The 17,059-nt window shown below is 70.4% G+C and carries 17 protein-coding genes; 7 read left to right on the top strand and 10 right to left on the bottom strand.

Annotated features, from left to right (window positions below):
- Nucleotides 1–90 precede the first annotated feature (90 nt).
- Nucleotides 91–564 carry a macro domain-containing protein gene (locus ACZ68L_RS01535; protein ID WP_469573252.1) on the bottom strand — a complete coding sequence of 158 codons (474 nt, stop codon included), beginning with the start codon at nucleotides 562–564 and terminating at the stop codon, nucleotides 91–93.
- Nucleotides 565–841: 277 nt separating this feature from the next.
- Here ACZ68L_RS01535 and ACZ68L_RS01530 point away from each other — a divergent pair, with 277 nt between their 5' ends.
- Nucleotides 842–1,573, top strand: a complete 732-nt coding sequence (locus tag ACZ68L_RS01530) for a MerR family transcriptional regulator (RefSeq protein WP_469573251.1) — start codon at nucleotides 842–844, stop codon at nucleotides 1,571–1,573.
- A 21-nt stretch (nucleotides 1,574–1,594) separates the two neighbouring features.
- Here the strand turns inward: ACZ68L_RS01530 and ACZ68L_RS01525 are convergent, their stop codons facing one another.
- From ACZ68L_RS01525 to ACZ68L_RS01505, 5 genes are all read right to left on the bottom strand, one after another.
- Nucleotides 1,595–3,802: a 3-hydroxyacyl-CoA dehydrogenase NAD-binding domain-containing protein gene (locus ACZ68L_RS01525; protein ID WP_469573249.1), complete on the bottom strand. Its 2,208-nt coding sequence runs from the start codon at nucleotides 3,800–3,802 to the stop codon at nucleotides 1,595–1,597.
- Nucleotides 3,803–4,022: 220 nt separating this feature from the next.
- On the bottom strand, nucleotides 4,023–5,237 hold the full coding sequence (locus tag ACZ68L_RS01520; protein WP_469573247.1) for an acetyl-CoA C-acetyltransferase: 1,215 nt from the start codon (nucleotides 5,235–5,237) through the stop codon (nucleotides 4,023–4,025).
- 36 nt (nucleotides 5,238–5,273) lie between these two features.
- The gene (locus ACZ68L_RS01515) at nucleotides 5,274–6,416 is read right to left on the bottom strand and encodes an acyl-CoA dehydrogenase family protein (RefSeq protein ID WP_469573246.1); all 1,143 of its coding nucleotides are present in this window, start codon (nucleotides 6,414–6,416) and stop codon (nucleotides 5,274–5,276) included.
- Nucleotides 6,417–6,432: 16 nt separating this feature from the next.
- Nucleotides 6,433–6,579 carry a hypothetical protein gene (locus tag ACZ68L_RS01510; protein WP_469573245.1) on the bottom strand — a complete coding sequence of 49 codons (147 nt, stop codon included), beginning with the start codon at nucleotides 6,577–6,579 and terminating at the stop codon, nucleotides 6,433–6,435.
- The gene (locus ACZ68L_RS01505; protein WP_469573244.1) at nucleotides 6,579–7,718 is read right to left on the bottom strand and encodes a CaiB/BaiF CoA transferase family protein; all 1,140 of its coding nucleotides are present in this window, start codon (nucleotides 7,716–7,718) and stop codon (nucleotides 6,579–6,581) included. Before ACZ68L_RS01505 ends, ACZ68L_RS01510 begins: the two co-directional genes overlap by 1 nt.
- Nucleotides 7,719–8,108: 390 nt before the next feature.
- Between ACZ68L_RS01505 and ACZ68L_RS01500 the strand changes: the two genes are divergently transcribed.
- Nucleotides 8,109–9,299 (top strand): saccharopine dehydrogenase family protein, encoded by a 1,191-nt coding sequence (locus ACZ68L_RS01500; protein WP_469573242.1) that lies wholly within the window; start codon nucleotides 8,109–8,111, stop codon nucleotides 9,297–9,299.
- A gap of 42 nt (nucleotides 9,300–9,341) precedes the next feature.
- Here the strand turns inward: ACZ68L_RS01500 and mmpA are convergent, their stop codons facing one another.
- Both mmpA and ACZ68L_RS01490 read right to left on the bottom strand, forming a co-directional pair.
- Complete coding sequence (gene mmpA, locus ACZ68L_RS01495; RefSeq protein WP_351072703.1) at nucleotides 9,342–9,485, bottom strand: morphogenic membrane protein MmpA; 144 nt, start codon at nucleotides 9,483–9,485, stop codon at nucleotides 9,342–9,344.
- A 57-nt stretch (nucleotides 9,486–9,542) separates the two neighbouring features.
- Entirely contained in the window at nucleotides 9,543–10,220 is a 678-nt protein-coding gene (locus ACZ68L_RS01490) for an endonuclease V (RefSeq protein WP_469573241.1), read from the bottom strand.
- A 317-nt stretch (nucleotides 10,221–10,537) separates the two neighbouring features.
- Between ACZ68L_RS01490 and ACZ68L_RS01485 the strand changes: the two genes are divergently transcribed.
- Nucleotides 10,538–10,837, top strand: a complete 300-nt coding sequence (locus ACZ68L_RS01485) for a YciI family protein (RefSeq protein ID WP_469573239.1) — start codon at nucleotides 10,538–10,540, stop codon at nucleotides 10,835–10,837.
- 67 nt (nucleotides 10,838–10,904) lie between these two features.
- Here the strand turns inward: ACZ68L_RS01485 and ACZ68L_RS01480 are convergent, their stop codons facing one another.
- Nucleotides 10,905–12,020: a WD40/YVTN/BNR-like repeat-containing protein gene (locus ACZ68L_RS01480; protein WP_469573237.1), complete on the bottom strand. Its 1,116-nt coding sequence runs from the start codon at nucleotides 12,018–12,020 to the stop codon at nucleotides 10,905–10,907.
- A gap of 184 nt (nucleotides 12,021–12,204) precedes the next feature.
- Here ACZ68L_RS01480 and ssgD point away from each other — a divergent pair, with 184 nt between their 5' ends.
- Complete coding sequence (gene ssgD, locus ACZ68L_RS01475; RefSeq protein WP_469573236.1) at nucleotides 12,205–12,621, top strand: spore wall synthesis regulator SsgD; 417 nt, start codon at nucleotides 12,205–12,207, stop codon at nucleotides 12,619–12,621.
- Nucleotides 12,622–12,745: 124 nt separating this feature from the next.
- Here ssgD and ACZ68L_RS01470 read toward each other — a convergent pair whose 3' ends face one another.
- Complete coding sequence (locus ACZ68L_RS01470; protein WP_469573234.1) at nucleotides 12,746–13,219, bottom strand: ATP-binding protein; 474 nt, start codon at nucleotides 13,217–13,219, stop codon at nucleotides 12,746–12,748.
- Between the two features lie 170 nt (nucleotides 13,220–13,389).
- On the opposite strand from ACZ68L_RS01470, the gene ACZ68L_RS01465 reads away from it, so the two are divergent.
- The 3 genes from ACZ68L_RS01465 to ACZ68L_RS01455 all read left to right on the top strand — a co-directional run bounded on the left by ACZ68L_RS01465 (nucleotide 13,390) and on the right by ACZ68L_RS01455 (nucleotide 16,900).
- A complete protein-coding gene (locus ACZ68L_RS01465; protein ID WP_469573233.1) occupies nucleotides 13,390–14,241 on the top strand; it encodes a Scr1 family TA system antitoxin-like transcriptional regulator in 852 nt (283 codons plus the stop codon).
- 9 nt (nucleotides 14,242–14,250) lie between these two features.
- The gene (locus ACZ68L_RS01460) at nucleotides 14,251–14,442 is read left to right on the top strand and encodes a hypothetical protein (protein ID WP_469573231.1); all 192 of its coding nucleotides are present in this window, start codon (nucleotides 14,251–14,253) and stop codon (nucleotides 14,440–14,442) included.
- Nucleotides 14,443–14,608: 166 nt separating this feature from the next.
- On the top strand, nucleotides 14,609–16,900 hold the full coding sequence (locus tag ACZ68L_RS01455; RefSeq protein ID WP_469573230.1) for an ATP-binding cassette domain-containing protein: 2,292 nt from the start codon (nucleotides 14,609–14,611) through the stop codon (nucleotides 16,898–16,900).
- Nucleotides 16,901–17,059 lie beyond the last annotated feature (159 nt).

The following is a 17,059-nucleotide window of genomic DNA, read 5'->3' as shown; positions in this document are numbered from 1 at the left end:
GTTCGGTCGATCAACTCACGCAATCCCAGGAAGCATTGACGGCCCGCGGTAGAGGGCGTCCGCAGGGCCCGCCGTCACGTCCCAGAGGTCCTAGTAGTCGTACACCGTCACCGCTGTCCCCCGGCTCAGCAGCCGCTTCTCTATCAGCGGCTCGATCCGGGACCATGTGCCGCCCGCCAGCCCGCAGCCGATCCGCGGCATGTGGACCGAGGCCCCCAGCTCGACGGCCCGGTCGGCCACGGCTCCCAGGGCCGTGTCGATTGCCTCGTAGCGCACGGGCACCCCTTTGCTGCCCGTGCGTGTCCCCCGCTGGCCCACCATGTTCGCCACCCAGACGTAGGGACTCACCTGGACGAACTGCGCGGCGCCCAGGCCGAAGTCGTTGCCCGCGCGCTCGCGGTGCCACTGGCGGTAGGCAGCCTCTGGTTCGGGCCAGCGGCGCGAGATGGCGAGGACGAAGCCCTTGCCCCAGCCGCCCAGGTCGTTGCAGACGTGCGCGATCAGTTTGACGCCCTTGCCCTGCGGGGCGGTGGCGTCCCCCCGAACGTAAGTGATCTCCGGCATGACACCAGCGTAGGAGCCACCACTGACAACGCGCCGGGACCGGTCGGTCCCCGGCCGTCCTCGCCGTACAGTGCGTCGATCGGGCCCCTGCTCCGCCGGAAGGGCGCCATCGGCAGGACGGTGCGGTTCCGTTCCGGAGCGGGACCGGGTCCGGGTGCCGCCGGGCGCTTTCACACCAGCCGGCCACTTTCACAACAGTGGTGAGACAGCAATACTGTTGAACCTGATTGGTGCAGACGCAGCAGTTCACCGCTGCGTCGGAACGCGAGGAGCAGACATGGCGACCGGGACCCAGGACCCGACGCTCACCGTCGACGAACTGGCGGCACGCGCCGGTGTCACCGTACGCACCGTGCGTTTCTACAGCACCAGGGGTCTGCTGCCGCCGCCGGCGATCGGGCCGCGTCGCGTCGGGCACTACGGACATGAGCATCTGTCCCGGCTCGCGCTCATCGAGGAGCTCCAGCACCAGGGCATGACGCTCGCCGCGATCGAACGCTATCTGGAGCAGTTGCCGCCGGATCTTAGCGCGCACGATCTGGCGATGCACCGGGCCCTGGTGGCCACCTGGGCACCCGACTCGCCGGAGGACGCGACGCGGGCGGAGCTGGAGCGGCGCGCGGGCCGGGCGCTGACCGAACAGGACATGGCGCGGCTGGCCGCGATGGGCGTGCTGGAACACGCCGAGCCGACCGACGGCAGCTACCGGGTGGACCCGGGACTGCTCCGGCTCGGGGTCGAACTGCTCGACGTACCGATCGCGCACGAGACGATTCTGGCCGCCCGCACGGTTCTGGTGGAGCACTCCCGGTCCGCCGCGCAGGAGCTGACCCGGCTGTTCCGGGACGAGGTCTGGGGTCCGTACCGGGAGCGGGAGTCGGACCCGGAGCACGTGGCGGCGATGAAGTCGCTGTCGGCCCATATGCAGCCGATGGTGCTCCAGGCGCTGGTGACCGCGTTCCAGCGGTCGTTGAAGGAAGAGCTGCGGGCCGCGTTCACTGCGGAGTGAACGCGGCCCGCGGAGCCGCGGTCAGTCGTGGAAGGTCTCGCCCTTCTCGGCCTTCTCCACCAGCAGGGCGGGCGGCAGGAAGCGGTCGCCGTACGTCTCAGCGAGTTCTCGGGCGCGGGCCACGAAGCCGGGCAGGCCGCCCTCGTACCCGTTGATGTACTGGAGGACGCCGCCGGTCCACGGCGGGAAGCCGATGCCCATGACGGAGCCGATGTTGGCGTCGGCGACGGAGACGAGAACGTTCTCCTCCAGGCAGCGGACGCTGTCCAGCGCCTCGGAGAACAGCATCCGCTCCTTCATGTCGGTGAAGGGGATGTCGGTGTCCGGCTTCGTGCTGTGCCCACCCGGGGGACGACCCCCAGAACCCCCGAAATGCTCCCGCAGGCCGGGCCAGAGGCGGGTGCGCCTGCCGGCCTCGTCGTACTCGTAGAAGCCCGCGCCGCCGCTGCGTCCCGGGCGGCCGAACTCGTCGACCATCCGGTCGATGACCGCGTCCGCCGGGTGTCCGGCCCAGTCGCCGCCGGCCTCCTCGACGGCCCGCCTGGTCTCGTTGCGGATCTTGCGGGGCAGGGTGAGGGTCAGCTCGTCCATCAGGGAGAGCACCTTGGCCGGGTAGCCGGACTGAGCCGCGGCCTGCTCGACCGACGCGGGCTCGACGCCCTCGCCGACCATGGCGACGCCCTCGTTGATGAACTGGCCGATGACGCGCGAGGTGAAGAAGCCGCGGGAGTCGTTGACGACGATCGGCGTCTTCTTGATCCGGCGGACCAGGTCGAAGGCGCGGGCCAGTGCCTCGTCGCCGGTCTTCTCGCCCTTGATGATCTCGACCAGCGGCATCTTGTCCACGGGCGAGAAGAAGTGCAGCCCGATGAAGTCGGCAGGGCGCGAGACGCCTTCGGCGAGGACGGTGATGGGCAGGGTCGAGGTGTTGGAGCAGAGCAGGGCGTCCGGCTCGATGATGTCCTGGATCTCCTGGAACACCTTGTGCTTGAGCGCGGTGTCCTCGAAGACGGCCTCGATGACGGCGTCGCAGCCCGCCAGATCGGCCGGGTCTCCGGTCGGGGTGATGCGGGCCAGCAGCGCGTCACGCTCGGCCTCGGTGGTACGGCCCCGGGAGAGCGCCTTGTCCAGGAGCTTCTCGCTGTACGCCTTGCCCTTGGCGGCGGCCTCCACGGAGATGTCCTTCAGGACCACATCGATGCCCGCGCGGGCGCAGGAGTAGGCGATGCCCGCGCCCATCATCCCGGCGCCGAGGACGGCGACCTTGCGGACCCGGCGCTCCTCGATGCCCTTGGGGCGGCCGGCGCCGGAGTTGACGGCCTGGAGGTCGAAGAAGAACGCCTGGATCATGTTCTTCGCGACCTGGCCGGTGACCAGCTCGGTGAAGTACCGGGCCTCAATGGTCAGCGCGGTCTCGAAGTCGACCTGCGAGCCCTCGACCGCGGCGGCGAGGATGTTGCGCGGCGCGGGCATCGGGGCGCCCGCGATCTGCTTCTTCAGATTGGCCGGGAAGGCGGGCAGATTGGCGGCGAACTTCGGGTGGGACGGGGTGCCGCCGGGGATCTTGTATCCCTCGACGTCCCAGGGCTGCCGGGACTCGGGGTTCGCGTCGATGAAGAGGCGGGCCTTTTCGAGCATCTCCTCCCGGGTGGCGGCGACCTCGTGGACGAGGCCGTTCTCCTGGGCGCGCCGCGGGGTGTACTGGGTGCCCTGGAGGAGGACCTTCAGCAGGGCGTCGGTGATGCCCATGAGGCGTACGGTGCGGGTGACGCCGCCGCCCGCGGGCAGCAGGCCGAGGGTGACCTCGGGCAGACCGATCCGGGAGCCGGGGGCGTCGAGGGCGATGCGGTGGTGGGAGGCGAGCGCGATCTCGTAGCCGCCGCCGAGCGCGGCGCCGTTGATGGCGGCGACGACGGGCTTGCCGAGGGTCTCGATGCGGCGCAGCGAGTTCTTGATGGCGGTGCCGGTGTCGAAGGCCTGCTGGGCGTTCTCGGGACCGACCTTGATCATGTCCTTGAGGTCGCCGCCCGCGAAGAAGGTCTTCTTGGCGGAGGTGTAGATGATGCCGCGGATGGAGTCCTTCTCGGCCTCGGCGCGGTCGGCGATGGCCGCGATGGAGTCCTTGAAGGCCTGGTTCATCGTGTTGGCGGACTGGTCGGGGTCGTCGAGTACGAGGGTGACAACGCCGGTCTCGTCCTGTTCCCAGCGGATGGTCGTGCTCTCGGTCATTGCTGTTCTTCTCCGTAAGAGAGGGGCCGGCAGGGGGTGGCGTGGGTGAAGGAGCGGGGTCGGGGTGCGTGGATCGCGAGGCGGAGGACCGATCCATGGCGAAGGGGGCCTCCCCTGCTCGAGCGAAGCCGAGAGCTCGGGGAACATGGTGAGGGACGACAACGCCGCGAGGCGCGTGCCCCGACCCCGCCGACGCCACGCCACGGTGGCCGGGAGACGGTCAGAGACGCTCGACTACGGTGGCGATGCCCATGCCGCCGCCGACACAGAGGGTGACGAGACCGCAGCGCTGGTCGCGGCGTTCCAGTTCGTCGATGAGGGTGCCGAGGATCATCGCGCCGGTGGCGCCGAGCGGGTGGCCGAGCGCGATGGCGCCGCCGTTGACGTTGATCTTGTCGAGGGAGAGTCCCATGTCCCTGGCGAAGCGGAGCACGACTCCGGCGAACGCCTCGTTGATCTCGACGAGGTCGATGTCGTCGATGGTGAGTCCGGCCTTGGCGAGGGCCTTGCGGGTGGCGGGCGCCGGGCCGGTGAGCATGATGGTGGGCTCGGAGCCGGAGACTGCGGCGGAGACGATCCGGGCGCGCGGCGTGAGCCCGTACCGCTCGCCGATCTCCTGGTTGCCGATCGCTACGAGCGCGGCGCCGTCGACGATGCCGGAGGAGTTGCCCGCGTGGTGGACGTGATCGATCTTCTCGACCCAGTGGTACTTCTGCAGGACCACCGCATCGAAGCCGCCCATCTCACCGATCGCCGCGAAGGAGGGCTTGAGCGCCGCGAGCGAGTCGGCGGTCGTGCCGGGCCGCATGTGCTCGTCGCGGTCGAGGACGACGAGGCCGTTGCGGTCCTTGACGGGGACGACGGAGCGAGCGAACCGGCCGTCCTTCCATGCCTCGGCGGCGCGCTCCTGGGAGAGCGCGGCGAACTGGTCCACGTCGCGACGGGTGAAGCCCTCGATGGTGGCGATGAGGTCGGCACCGACACCCTGCGGCGCGAAGCCGGTGTCGAAGTTGGTCATCGGGTCCATCGCCCAGGCGCCGCCGTCGGATCCCATCGGGACACGGGACATCGACTCGACACCTCCCGCGAGGACGAGATCCTCCCAGCCCGAACGGACTTTGGCCGCCGCCAGGTTGACGGCCTCCAGGCCCGAGGCACAGAAGCGGTTCTCCTGGACGCCCGCGACGGTGTCCGGGAGGCCCGCCGCGACGGCGGCGATCCGGGCGATGTCGGAGCCCTGGTCACCGAGCGGACTGACCACGCCGAGCACGATGTCGTCGATGGCCGCCGGGTCCAGGCCGGGGAAGCGGCCGCGGATCTCGTGGATGAGGCCGACGACGAGGTCGATCGGCTTGGTGCCGTGCAGGGCGCCATTGGCCTTGCCACGGCCGCGCGGGGTGCGGATCGCCTCGTAGACAAACGCTTCGGTACTCAAGTCAGCAGCCTTTCAGAGGTGGTTGCGCGAACGATGTCAGGCGAGCAGCGAGCGTCCGATGATCTCCTTCATGATCTCGGTCGTGCCGCCGTAGATGGTCTGGATACGGCCGTCGGTGAAGGCCTTCGCGACCGGATACTCCGTCATATAGCCGTAGCCGCCATGGAGTTGGAGACAGCGATCAGCGACGCGCTTCTGCAGCTCGGTGGCCCACCACTTGGCCATCGAGGCATGGACGGCATCGAGCCCGCCGTCGGAGTGCTCGACGATGCAGCGGTCGATGAAGGTGCGGGTGACCGTGCACTCGGTGGCCATCTCGGCGATCTCGAACCGGATGTGCTGGAGCTTGGAGAGCGGCCGTCCGAAGGCCTCGCGCTCCTTCACGTACCGCGTGGTGATCTCCAGCAGGTGTTCCGCGGCGGCGATCCCGGCGACCGCTATGCCCATCCGTTCCTGCGCCAGATTGGTCATCAGATGGATGAAGGCGCCGTCCCGCTCGCCGAGCAGATTCTCCTTGGGGACGCGGACGTCGTGGAAGAACAGCTCGGCGGTGTCCTGGGACTTCTGGCCGATCTTGTCGAGGTTGCGGCCCCGCTCGAAGCCCTCCGCGCCGCGTTCGACGACGATCAGCGAGAGCCCCTTCGCACCGCCCTCGGGGGTGGTCCTGGCGACCACGACCACCAGGTCGGCGAGGATGCCGTTGGAGATGAACGTCTTGGAGCCGTTGAGCAGCCAGTGGTCGCCCTTGTCCTCGGCGGTGGTGCGGATGGCCTGGAGGTCGGAGCCCGCGCCGGGCTCGGTCATCGCGATGGCGGTGATGGTCCGGCCGCCACAGAAGCCGGGCAGCCAGCGCCGCTTCTGCTCCTCGGTGCCGAGACCGGTGAGGTAGGGGCCGATGATGTCGTTGTGCAGCCCGAGCGCGAGTCCGGGGGCACCGGCCCGGGTGAACTCCTCGGCGAGGACGGCGCTGTAGCGGTAGTCGGTGTTGCCGCCGCCCCCGTACTCCTCGGGAACGGCGAGGCCGAGCAGTCCCTGCCGGCCGGCCGCGAGCCACGCCTCGCGCGAGACGATGCCGTCGTTCTCCCACTGCTCGTAGTGCGGGAGGACCTCCTTGGTGAGGAAGGTGCGGACGGTCTCGCGGAACGCTTCGTGCTCTTCGGTGAAGATCTGCCGCTGCACTGCGGGCCTCCTGGAGTCAGTTCCTGACGTCGGGCCCCGCGCCGGTCCGGGCGACGAGGGCGGGGGTGCGGGAGTACGGGTCGCGGACGGCCGCCCCGGTCGCGTCCCGGTCACAGGCCTCGCGCGGGCAGCCCGCGGGGTTCGGCGGCGGGGTGGCTTCCATCAGCCGGTGGGCTCCTTCCGGGGCTCCGCGATGCTGGGTACGTCCCAGTCGGCGGCGACGGTTCCGGTGTCCGCGCCGGGCCGCGCGGGCCCGCCGCGCACGGAGACAGGGGTGGCGGAGAAACGGGGCGCGGGCGCGGGCTGGGTGAGCCCGTCGTGCTCGACGAAGGTGGCACGGGCCGCGATGTGCGGATGACGGGGCGCCTCACGGAGCGAGAGGACGGGGGCCACGCAGGCGTCCGTGCCCTCGAACACCTCGGTCCACTCGGCGCGCGTACGGGTCCTGAAGCGGTCGGCGACGAGCGTGCGCAGTTCGTCCCAGCGGGCGATGTCCCCCCGGTCCGGGGCCTCCTCGATCCCGAGGAGCCTGCTGAACTCCTCGTAGAACCGCTGCTCCAGCGGGCCGACCGCCATGTACTGCCCGTCGGCGGTCTCGTACGCACCGTAGAACGGGCAGCCGCCGTCCAGGAGGTTGGAGCCTCGCCGGTCCTGCCAGCCCCCGGCCGCCAGCATTCCGTGGATCATCGTGGCGAGATGGGCGGCGCCGTCGACGATCGCCGCGTCCACGACCTGGCCCCGGCCGCCCGGGGTGCGGGCGTGCTGGAGAGCGGCCAGGACACCGACGACGAGATAGAGCGAACCGCCCGCGTAGTCGCCGACCAGATTGGCCGGGACGGTGGGTGGCTCCCCGGGCCTGCCGATCACGGAGAGGGTGCCGGTGAGGGCGATGTAGGCGATGTCGTGCCCGGCCCGTTCGGCGAGCGGTCCGTCCTGCCCCCAGCCGGTCATCCGTCCGTAGACGAGCTGAGGATTGCGGGCCAGCGCGGCGCTCGGCCCGACGCCGAGGCGCTCGGCGACGCCCGGCCGGTATCCCTCGATCAGGATGTCGGCGCGCTCGACCAGATCGAGCACCTTGGCCGGACCGTCCGCGGCCTTGAGGTCGACCAGCACGGAGCGTTTGTTGCGGTTGGTGAGGTCGTACGCGGGGTCGATGCCGAGCCCCGGGCCGCCGGGCCGGTCGACCCTGACGACATCGGCGCCGAGGTCGGCCAGGAGCATCGCGGCGAACGGGCCGGGTCCGATGCCTGCCAGCTCGACCACGCGCACGCCTGCGAGCGGGCCGTGCTCTGTCGTTGCCATCTAGCCCCCAGCGGTATGACACAACTGATGTAACAGCGATGATGCTAAGAACGCGTCACGCTCCGCACAACCCCTTTGGCCGAGCAAGCGCTTAGACCGACCGGCGGATGGGGCGGGACAGGGAACGGGACCGGTACTCGTGGTTGCAGGGCACAGCGGGAAGGCACCGCGGAGCGTTGCCGACCGACGACAAGGCATGAAGGGGACCCGTGGCCCTTCATGCCTGGGGAGAGTGCGTGATCAGCCCCGCGACACCGCCTCCCTGTGCCGGTCGGTCCTGGTTCCTTCCCCGCGATCCTCCCCCACGATCGCCGCCCGGCCGCACACCGCCACGAACGCCTCCGCTACCCTCTGCCTGCCACATCGGCTCCGGGCCCTGCGGAGGCACTCATGAACAGACAGAACGGGGCACAACGCCCCTACGACGTCGTCCTCTTCGGTGCCACCGGCTTCGTGGGCGCCCTCACCGCCGAATATCTCGCCGCCCACGCGCCCGCCGGCTGCCGCTGGGCCGTGGCCGGACGCGACCGGGCCAAGCTGGAACGGCTGCGCGAACGCCTCACCGCCGTCGACCCGCGCTGCGCGGACCTCCCGCTGCTGCACGCCGACGCGGACGACGAGCACTCACTGCGCGAACTGGCCGAATCCACCCATGTGGTGGCCACGACCGTGGGCCCCTACGTCTGGTACGGCGAGCAGCTGGTCGCGGCCTGCGCCGAGGCCGGAACGGACTACGCGGACCTCACCGGCGAGGCGGAGTTTGTGGACCGGATGTATCTGCGGCACGACGCGCGGGCCCGCGAGACCGGGGCCCGGATCGTGCACGCCTGCGGCTTCGACTCCGTACCGCACGACCTCGGGGTGTACTTCACCGTCCAGCAGTTGCCGCGGGACGTTCCATTGGCGATCGACGGATTCGTCCGCGGCAACGCCGTCTTCTCCGGCGGTACGTTCGCCTCCGCGCTCACGGCGATGGGCCGCGGCCCCAGGATGCTGCGCGCCGCGCGGGAACGCGGATTGCACGAACCCCGCCTGGTGGCCCGCCGCGCCCGCACCCCGCTCGGCACCCCGCACTTCAGTCCGGAGACCGGCACGTGGGCGCTGCCGCTGCCGACGCTGGACGCGCAGGTCGTCAGGCGTTCGGCGCGGGTGCTCGCCCGGTACGGCCCCGATTTCCGCTACCGCCACTTCGCCTCCGTGAAGCATCTGCCCGTGGCGCTGGGCGGTACGGCCGCGCTCACCGCGCTCCTGGGTGCGGCGCAGATTCCAGCAGCACGGTCCTGGCTGATGAACCGTTACGAGCCGGGGCAGGGCCCGGACACGGAGCGCAGGCGGCGCAGCTGGTTCACCGTGCGCTTCGTCGGCGAAGGCGGCGGGCACCGGGTGTTCACCGAGGTGTCGGGCGGCGACCCCGGTTACGACGAGACGGCGAAGATGCTCGCGCAGTCCGCGCTCTGCCTCGCCCTGGACGAGCTCCCGTCGACATCGGGGCAGGTCACGACTGCCGTCGCGATGGGTGACGCGCTGCTGGGACGGCTGCGCGCGGCCGGGCTGCGTTTCCGGGTCGCGGCGGCCCGCTGAGCGGAACGGGTCGGTCGGGGCGCGGCAGTGCCCAGGGGCGGGTCAGAGCGCCCAGGCCACCAGCGTGCAGATCATCGACACGGCCCAGACCGCTCCCGCGAGCATGCCAAGAGTCATTCCCACCGCTACCCGGCGCTGGGCGAGATAGACGGTTCCTGGTCGAGTGGACGTTCGATGTTCGGTCATGTGTACCAGTCTGCCCGTCATGATCGGCGGGCGTTATCCGTACACATACTCAGATACTCAGGCGGTCGCTTCCCGCAGGGCCCGTCGGCAGAGGGCGTCGGCCCTGCGGGTGGTCTCCGGCTGGCGGAAGTCGCGGGCCAGGAGCAGGGTGTGGGCGCAGGCGTTGTCGAGGCCGGTCCGGTGTCCGACGGAGACGAAGACCGGCTTGACGCCGTTCTGGGTGCGCAGCGCCCGGCCCACCTCCTCCTCGCCGTCGAGCAGCGGCGACCAGTCGCCCCGGCGGCTGCCCGGCGGCTCGTACGAGAAGGTGAACGGGTTCTTGGCGACGCCGATCACCGGAAGTCCGGTGAGCACCCCGAGATGGCTGGCGAGTCCGAGGCGGCGCGGGTGCGCCTGCCCGTAGCCGTCGCAGATCACGAGTCCGGGGTCGACGGGAAGCGATTCCAGCACGTCCAGCACGGTCGGGATCTCGCGGAAGGCGAGGAGTCCGGGAATGTACGGGAAGGTGATCCGGCCGACCGCGGTGGCCTCGGCCACCACGTCGAGCGTCGCCGCGTCGAGCACGACCGCTGCCGCGACGACGACATCGCGCTCGTCGTCGTAGGCGACATCGACCCCGGTGACCCTGCCGGTGCCGGGCGGCGGTCCCGTTTCGTCGAGCACCACCCGGGGGCGCAGGGAGTCCTGGATCGCGCGGGCCTCGGCCTCGTCGGCGGGCGTCGGGAGGGTTGCCATAGTGCCATCGAGTCTAAGACCGACCGGCAAATGGGGGGCGGCGTCGCGGGGCTGGGCACGCGCATCTGCCGCGTTGTCGTCAATCACCATGGCTCCCGCCGCCGCCTCGCGATCCACGGCACCGGGCCGCGCTCGCCGATCCGGCCTGATCCGGACGAAGGGCCCTGGGCCGTGTCGTCCAACTGCCGTCGTCCGGCCGGAGGCCGGGCCGTGCGGCGTCCGGTGCGTGCGCTCGCAGGACGGAGCATCGCCCCCGTATCCGGACGTACATGGACGCGGCCGGGTCGGCCTCGCACCCGTGCCGTAGCCTGACGATCATGTTCGTACTGGAGCTGACCTACACCGCACCCGTCGAGCGCGTCGACGCGCTGATGCGGGACCATGTCGCGTGGCTGGACGCGCAGTACGCGGACGGGGTGTTCATCGCGTCGGGCCGCAAGAACCCGCGCGACGGCGGGGTGATTCTGGCGGTCGGGGGTGATCGCGCGCGGATCGAGCGGATCGTGGCGCAGGACCCGTTCACCAAGCAGGGCGTGTGCGCCTACCGGATCACGGAGTTCATCGCGACGAAGACCTCGGACGAACTCGCCCCGTACCGTGAGCAGTTGCCCGGGTAGCGGATCCCCTGGGCCCCGCCCTCCTCGATCACCGGTCGGATCGCGGCCGCGATCCGACCGGCCCCGATCAGTCGCCGGCGCCCCTGATCCCCCCGCGCGCCACTCGTCCGCTTTCGCCGGCGGCCCAGCAGCCGCCGTCCGGTGTGCAGTCGACCGTGTCGTACGACCCCGTGTCGACCGTGCGCCAGGTGCGGCCGCCGTCCGTGGTGAGGTCCGTGCCGGTCGGACCGACCGCCAGCGCGCCCGATCTGCTGTGCGGCAGCCAGGCGACGCCCGAGCGATAGGCGGCCGGCGGGTTGGCGGACCGCTGCCAGTTGCGGCCGCCGTCGCCCGTCACCGCCGAGGCGTGCGGGGACGGCAGGCCGGCCCGGTAGTCGCCGCCGACCGCGATGCCGTGGTGGCGGTCGCGGAAGGCCAGCCCGAAGACACCGCGTGCCGGATCGCCGGCCGGGATCGTCGATTCGGCCGCGGTCCAGGTCACCCCGCGGTCGGCGGAGTGCAGCACCCGTGCGGTGGCGGCGCCCCCGGTCGCCAGCCAGACGTCCTTGGGACCCGATGCGACCAGGCACTGACCGCTGGCGGCGAACCCCGCCTCGCCCACCCGGGCGTCCGGCATGCCCGCACTGGGCAGCATCCGCCAGCTCCGGCCGCCGTCCGCGGTCGACAGGATGCGGTACTTGCCGTCCACGGGATCGCTCATCGCGAGTCCGTGCCGGCTGTCGAAGAAGGTGAGGCAGTCGTAGAAGGCGCGGGCGTCGGTGTTACGGAACGACTCCGTCCAAGTCGCTCCGCCGTCGTCGGTACGGAACACCCTGGAGGCCTCGCCCTCCCCGATGGCCAGCGCCACCGCGCGACGGGCGTCGAAGGCCTCGATGTCGCGGAACTCCAGCGCCTCCTGAGACGCGCCGGGTGGTGACACATCGCGCCAGTGGTGGCCGCCGTCGGTGGTGCGCAGCACCGTCCCCTTGGAGCCGGCGACCCAGGCGGTACCACGGCTGACGGCGGCGAGGCCGCGGAAGCGGGCGTCGGTCCCTGTCACGGTGAGCTTCCAGGCCGCCGGTCCGCCGGGCCGGTGCCACTCCCCCGGTGTCGCCGCGGCCGCCGGCGTGGCCAGTGCTGTGGCCAGCGCCGCAGCACTGAGCCCCCATGACATCAGTCGTCTCGTCTTCCCCTTGGCCCTCATGGCGCTGGAAGCTAGCCCACGAGCCGCACGCCGTCCAGCGTACGTCGGCCGGATTCGGGCACGCGATCGGTGCGACGGCATGCGGTGATGCAATTCACGCCGCCCTCCGGTGCACGGATGACACGATTTCGTCGTCTCCATCTGTGCCGGGAGCCGTTCGTCCGGCCGAGAAAGGGAGCAGGTCTTGTCCACCGTCATCGAGCAGTCCGTGCAGGCCCGCATGGTCGCATCCGCACCGCGGATGGAGACCCTTCCCGCCACACTGCAGTACGACCGGAGGGATCCGTTCGCCGTGCGCATGGCGTTCCCCGCGACGGCGACCCTGGAAGGCACCGAGGTGTCGTGGGAGTTCTCCCGCGAACTGCTCGCGGCCGGAGTGGACGCGGCCGCCGGTGTCGGGGACGTGCGCATCAGGCCGTTCGGATACGACCGCACGGTCCTGGAGTTCCATGCCACCGAGGGAATCGCGATGGTGCACGTCCGCACCGCGGAGCTGCGTCGTTTCCTCGAGCGGGCGCAGGAACTGGTGCCGGCCGGCGACGAGCACCGGTTCCTGGACCTCGACCGGAGCCTGACCCAGCTGCTCGGCGGGCCCTGCTGACCGGGCGTCGGGCGGGGAGACGATGTCACGCGGCGCCGGTGGCACTGTCGCCCGGCGGCGGTTGCGGTGACCTCGCGGCCGAGGGGCGGCGGGGCATGCGCGGTGAGGAACGGCGGCGGTGGGGTCAGCGGTGGAGTAAGGCCCAGGCCTTGCAGCCGCCGGACGAGGTCAGCGCCGGGGTCAGCCCCCAGTCCCCGCCGTACGCATCGACCGCGGCCGCCAGCAGCCACATGCTTTCGCTGCGGCGTTCGCGGCAGGTCTCGGACTTCTCGGCCGAGCCGTGGGATGGATGCTGGTCGTAGAGGATGACGCGCAGTGCGTCGAACTGCCAGTGCACCCGCAGCAGCATTTCCCGGTCCGGGGTGAACCGATAGGCCGCCGCGACCAGTTCGGAAGCGGCGAGGACGGCCGTTTCGCGGAGTTCCGCGAGGCCGTGCCGGGTGAGGAGCTCACCCACGGCACTGCGCGCGAGACCGGCGCAGAACGCGCCGCCCGGCAGTGCGAACGAATAGCTGAGGTTGTCCGCCACCGGAGGGTGGGGGCCGGCCGGTGCGAGGGCCGGAAGACAACGCAGTGCGCCCTTCATCAAGATGCTCACATTTCCGGTGATTATGTTAACGATCACACATAGGCATGGTCGCCCCGTGTGAGACTTGCGCTACCGACCGTAGCGCACACTGGAGCACAGTGCTACTACTTGTGTCGTTCCGGTCGTTCTGGTCGTTCCGGTCGTTTCGTTCAACCTCCATCCTCGGAAGGACATTTGTCGTGCCGCCCAGAAGCACCCCGACCGCCCGGCAGCAGCGCCTCGGGCACGAACTGCGCAAGCTGCGCGAGCAGTCGGGAATGTCGGTGCAGCAGGCCGCCGGCCTGCTGGGCGTCGACCGCACCCGCATCCCGAACATCGAATCCGGCCGCTTCGGCATCAGCGCCGAGCGGGTCCGCACCCTCGCCTTCAACTACGGCTGCCCGGACACCGGTCTGGTCGACCTGCTCGCCGAGATGGCCCAGGAGCGGGCCAGGGGATGGTGGGAGGAGCATCGCGGACTGCTGCTCCCCGGACTGCTCGACATCGCTGAACTCGAATATCACGCCGTGGAGTTGACCACCTCGACCACCACGCACATCCCCGGCCTGCTGCAGACCGAGGAACACGCCCGAGCGGTGTTCGACACGGCCGATCCGCAACTGCCCGGCCCCGACCTGATGGCCCGGCTGTCCCTGCGGCTACGCCGCCGGGAGGTGCTGAGGCTGGACCGGCCGCCGCTGTACGAGTCGATCGTCCACGAGGCCGCGCTGCGCATGCAGTTCGGCGGGCCCAAGGTGGCCAGGGCGCAGCTCGACCACATCGTCGACCAGTCCGAGCGGGACCGGATCACGGTCCGGGTGATCCCGTTCACCGCCGGCGGTTTCCCGGGCGCCGGACAGTCGTTCACCTATGTGGGCGCCGCGGTGCCCCAGCTCGACACCGTGCAGCTCGACTCCTCGCACGGTTCGATGCTGCTGGACTCCGACATGCAACTGCGCCGGTACCGGGGCCTGTTGGAGCGCCTTCGTACGCTCGCGCTGCCGGTCGGGGAATCGCGCGACTTCATCCGATCCATAGCTCAGGACCTCTGAGGAGAGAACATGACCGACATCTGCTGGGACGAAGCCTTCTGCAGTGAAGGCGCCAATTGCTTCCGGTTCGGACTCGACGACCAGGGCAAGGCGTACATCGGCTCCACCACGGACACCGGAGCCTACGTCAGCGACTCCATGGAGGCACTGCGGGCGCTGATCTCCGCCGTGAAGTCCGGCGCGGCGGACCATCTGCTCTGACCGTCCCGCCCCACCGTCCCCCTGTCCCCGCACGCGTTCGCTCCGAGTACGCCGACGGCTCCGAGCGCCCCGCCGGCGGGGCCGGTGCGTCCGGTCCTGGAGAAGGTCCCACCCACCCGGCAAATCCAGACACAAGCTGTCCGGTATCGCCGTTAGCTTCGGCCGCATGGATCGGAAACAGGACCGGAGCATCGTCATCACCGGAGCACGCGCGAACAATCTGCGCGATGTCTCCCTCACCGTCCCCAAGGAGCGGATCACCGTCTTCACCGGAGTCTCCGGGTCGGGCAAGTCGTCGATCGTCTTCGACACGATCGCCGTGGAGTCGCAGCGGCAGCTGAACGAGACCTTCACCTGGTTCATCCGCAACAGGCTGCCGAAGTACGAGCGGCCCCATGCCGATTCCATCGACGACCTCTCCGTGGCGGTCGTCGTCGACCAGAAGCCGGTCGGCGGCAACGCCCGCTCCACCGTCGGCACGATGACCGACATCTGGTCGGTGATCCGGGTGCTGTTCTCGCGATACGGGACACCGAGTGCGGGCCCGGCGACCGCGTACTCCTTCAACGACCCCGCGGGAATGTGCCCGGAGTGCGACGGCGTGGGGCGCACGGTCCGCCTCGACGTCGACCGGGCGATCGACCTCACGAAGTCGCTCAACGAGGGCGCGCTGCTGCTGCCGGGGCTCTCGGTGGGCAGCTGGGAGTGGCAGTTGTACGCGGGCTCGGGGCGCTTCGACAACGACAAGCCGCTCGCGGACTTCACCGCGGAGGAACTCCGGCTCCTGCTGTACGGAGGAGGGTTCACCGTACGGCTGCAACTGAAGTCGGCATCGGCCGACATGCGGTTCGAGGGGATCGTCGAGCGGTTCACCCGGCTCTATCTGAAGCGGGACACCGAGGCGCTCTCCGAGCGGCGGCGCGAGGCCGCCCGGCGTTTCACCACGGAGTCGGTGTGTGCGTCCTGCGGTGGCGCACGGCTGAACGCGGCGGCACTCGCCACCCGTATCGACGGGCTCACCGTGGCCGACTACGGACGGATGGAGGTGGCCGATCTGGTGCAGGTACTGGCCGGGATCGACGATCCGGTGGCCGGTCCGATCGCCTCGGCCGCACGCGAACGGCTGGAGCGTCTGGTGGGCATCGGCCTCGGCTATCTCAGCCTGGACCGGGAGACCACCACCCTGTCGGGCGGGGAGGGACAGCGGCTCAAGATGGTGCGACACCTGGGCAGTTCGCTGACCGGGCTGACGTTCGTCTTCGACGAGCCGAGCGTGGGCCTGCATCCGCGCGATGTCGGCAGGCTGAACGATCTCCTGGTGCGGCTGCGCGACCGGGGCAACACCGTCGTCGTCGTCGAGCACGACCCGGACGTGATGGCCGTCGCGGATCACATCGTCGACATGGGGCCGGGAGCGGGCAGCGACGGCGGACACGTCGTGTTCGAAGGCCCGGTGGACCGGTTGCGCGAGGCGGACACCCTCACCGGCCGGTGCCTGCGCCGTCGGATGCCGCTGAAGGAGACCGTCCGCACTCCCACCGGGCGGCTGCCGGTGACGGGCGCCGCACTGCACAACCTCAAAGGGGTGGACGTGGCGTTCCCCGAGGGTGTGCTGACGGTCGTGACGGGGGTCGCCGGATCCGGCAAGTCGACGCTGGTCTCCCGGGTGTTCACGGCGGCGTACCCGGACACGGTGGTCATCGACCAGGGTGCGATCACCGCGTCGTCCCGCTCCACCCCGGCCTCGTACCTCGGCGCGCTGGACTCCATCCGCAAGATCTTCGCCAGGGAGAACGGAGTCGATCCGGGTCTGTTCAGCTTCAACTCCTCCGGGGCGTGCGAGCATTGCTCGGGGCGCGGCATCATCTGCACGGATCTCGCCTTCATGGACCCGGTGACCACCACCTGCCAGGTGTGCGAGGGTCGGCGCTTCCATGACGACGTGCTGAAGCACCGGGTCGGTGGCGCGTCCATCGTCGACGTGCTGGAGATGACGGCCGCGCGGGCGGCCGAGCTCTTCGACGACCGGGCGCTGCTGCGGAAGCTGCGCACGCTCGACGACGTCGGCCTGACCTATCTGACGCTGGGGCAGCCGCTCAGCACGCTCTCCGGCGGTGAGCGCCAGCGCATCAAGCTCGCCACCCGGCTCCACCGCACGGGCAGTGTCTACGTCCTGGACGAGCCGACGACCGGACTGCACATGGCGGACACCGGCACGCTCGTCGAACTGCTGGACCGGCTGGTCGACGTCGGCAACAGCGTGATCTGTGTGGAGCACAACCTCGATGTGCTCAAACGCGCGGACTGGGTGATCGACCTCGGCCCGGACGGCGGCAGGAACGGCGGCGAGCTGGTCTTCGAGGGGACCCCGGCGGCGCTGCTCGCTCATCGCACCTCGTTCACGGCCGAATATCTGCGCCGGGACCTGGGGCTGGAGCGCCCGGACGACGGCAGATGAGAGCGCCCTCCCGGGTCCACCGGCCCCGACACGACCCACCATCGGTGCATCCGGGGGAGGTGCGGAACACCCCAGAGCCGGGCGGAGTGATGGCTTCCGCCGCTCACGACCTGCGTACATAACGTTACGTAATCGGGCATCGCGGGGGCGGGCTTGGCG

The sequence above is a fragment of the Streptomyces sp. NPDC104309 genome (assembly GCF_055584025.1).
This window is presented reverse-complemented; position numbering and strand designations above follow the sequence as displayed.

Excerpts from the sequence above, each read along its gene's own strand:
- ACZ68L_RS01535 (WP_469573252.1), bottom strand. The coding sequence starts at position 564 with ATGCCGGAGATCACTTACGTTCGGGGGGACGCCACCGCCCCGCAGGGC.
- ACZ68L_RS01530 (WP_469573251.1), top strand. The coding sequence starts at position 842 with ATGGCGACCGGGACCCAGGACCCGACGCTCACCGTCGACGAACTGGCG.
- ACZ68L_RS01525 (WP_469573249.1), bottom strand. The coding sequence starts at position 3,802 with ATGACCGAGAGCACGACCATCCGCTGGGAACAGGACGAGACCGGCGTT.
- ACZ68L_RS01510 (WP_469573245.1), bottom strand. The coding sequence starts at position 6,579 with ATGGAAGCCACCCCGCCGCCGAACCCCGCGGGCTGCCCGCGCGAGGCC.
- ACZ68L_RS01505 (WP_469573244.1), bottom strand. The coding sequence starts at position 7,718 with ATGGCAACGACAGAGCACGGCCCGCTCGCAGGCGTGCGCGTGGTCGAG.
- ACZ68L_RS01500 (WP_469573242.1), top strand. The coding sequence starts at position 8,109 with ATGAACAGACAGAACGGGGCACAACGCCCCTACGACGTCGTCCTCTTC.
- mmpA (WP_351072703.1), bottom strand. The coding sequence starts at position 9,485 with ATGACCGAACATCGAACGTCCACTCGACCAGGAACCGTCTATCTCGCC.
- ACZ68L_RS01490 (WP_469573241.1), bottom strand. The coding sequence starts at position 10,220 with ATGGCAACCCTCCCGACGCCCGCCGACGAGGCCGAGGCCCGCGCGATC.
- ACZ68L_RS01485 (WP_469573239.1), top strand. The coding sequence starts at position 10,538 with ATGTTCGTACTGGAGCTGACCTACACCGCACCCGTCGAGCGCGTCGAC.
- ACZ68L_RS01480 (WP_469573237.1), bottom strand. The coding sequence starts at position 12,020 with ATGAGGGCCAAGGGGAAGACGAGACGACTGATGTCATGGGGGCTCAGT.
- ACZ68L_RS01460 (WP_469573231.1), top strand. The coding sequence starts at position 14,251 with ATGACCGACATCTGCTGGGACGAAGCCTTCTGCAGTGAAGGCGCCAAT.
- ACZ68L_RS01455 (WP_469573230.1), top strand. The coding sequence starts at position 14,609 with ATGGATCGGAAACAGGACCGGAGCATCGTCATCACCGGAGCACGCGCG.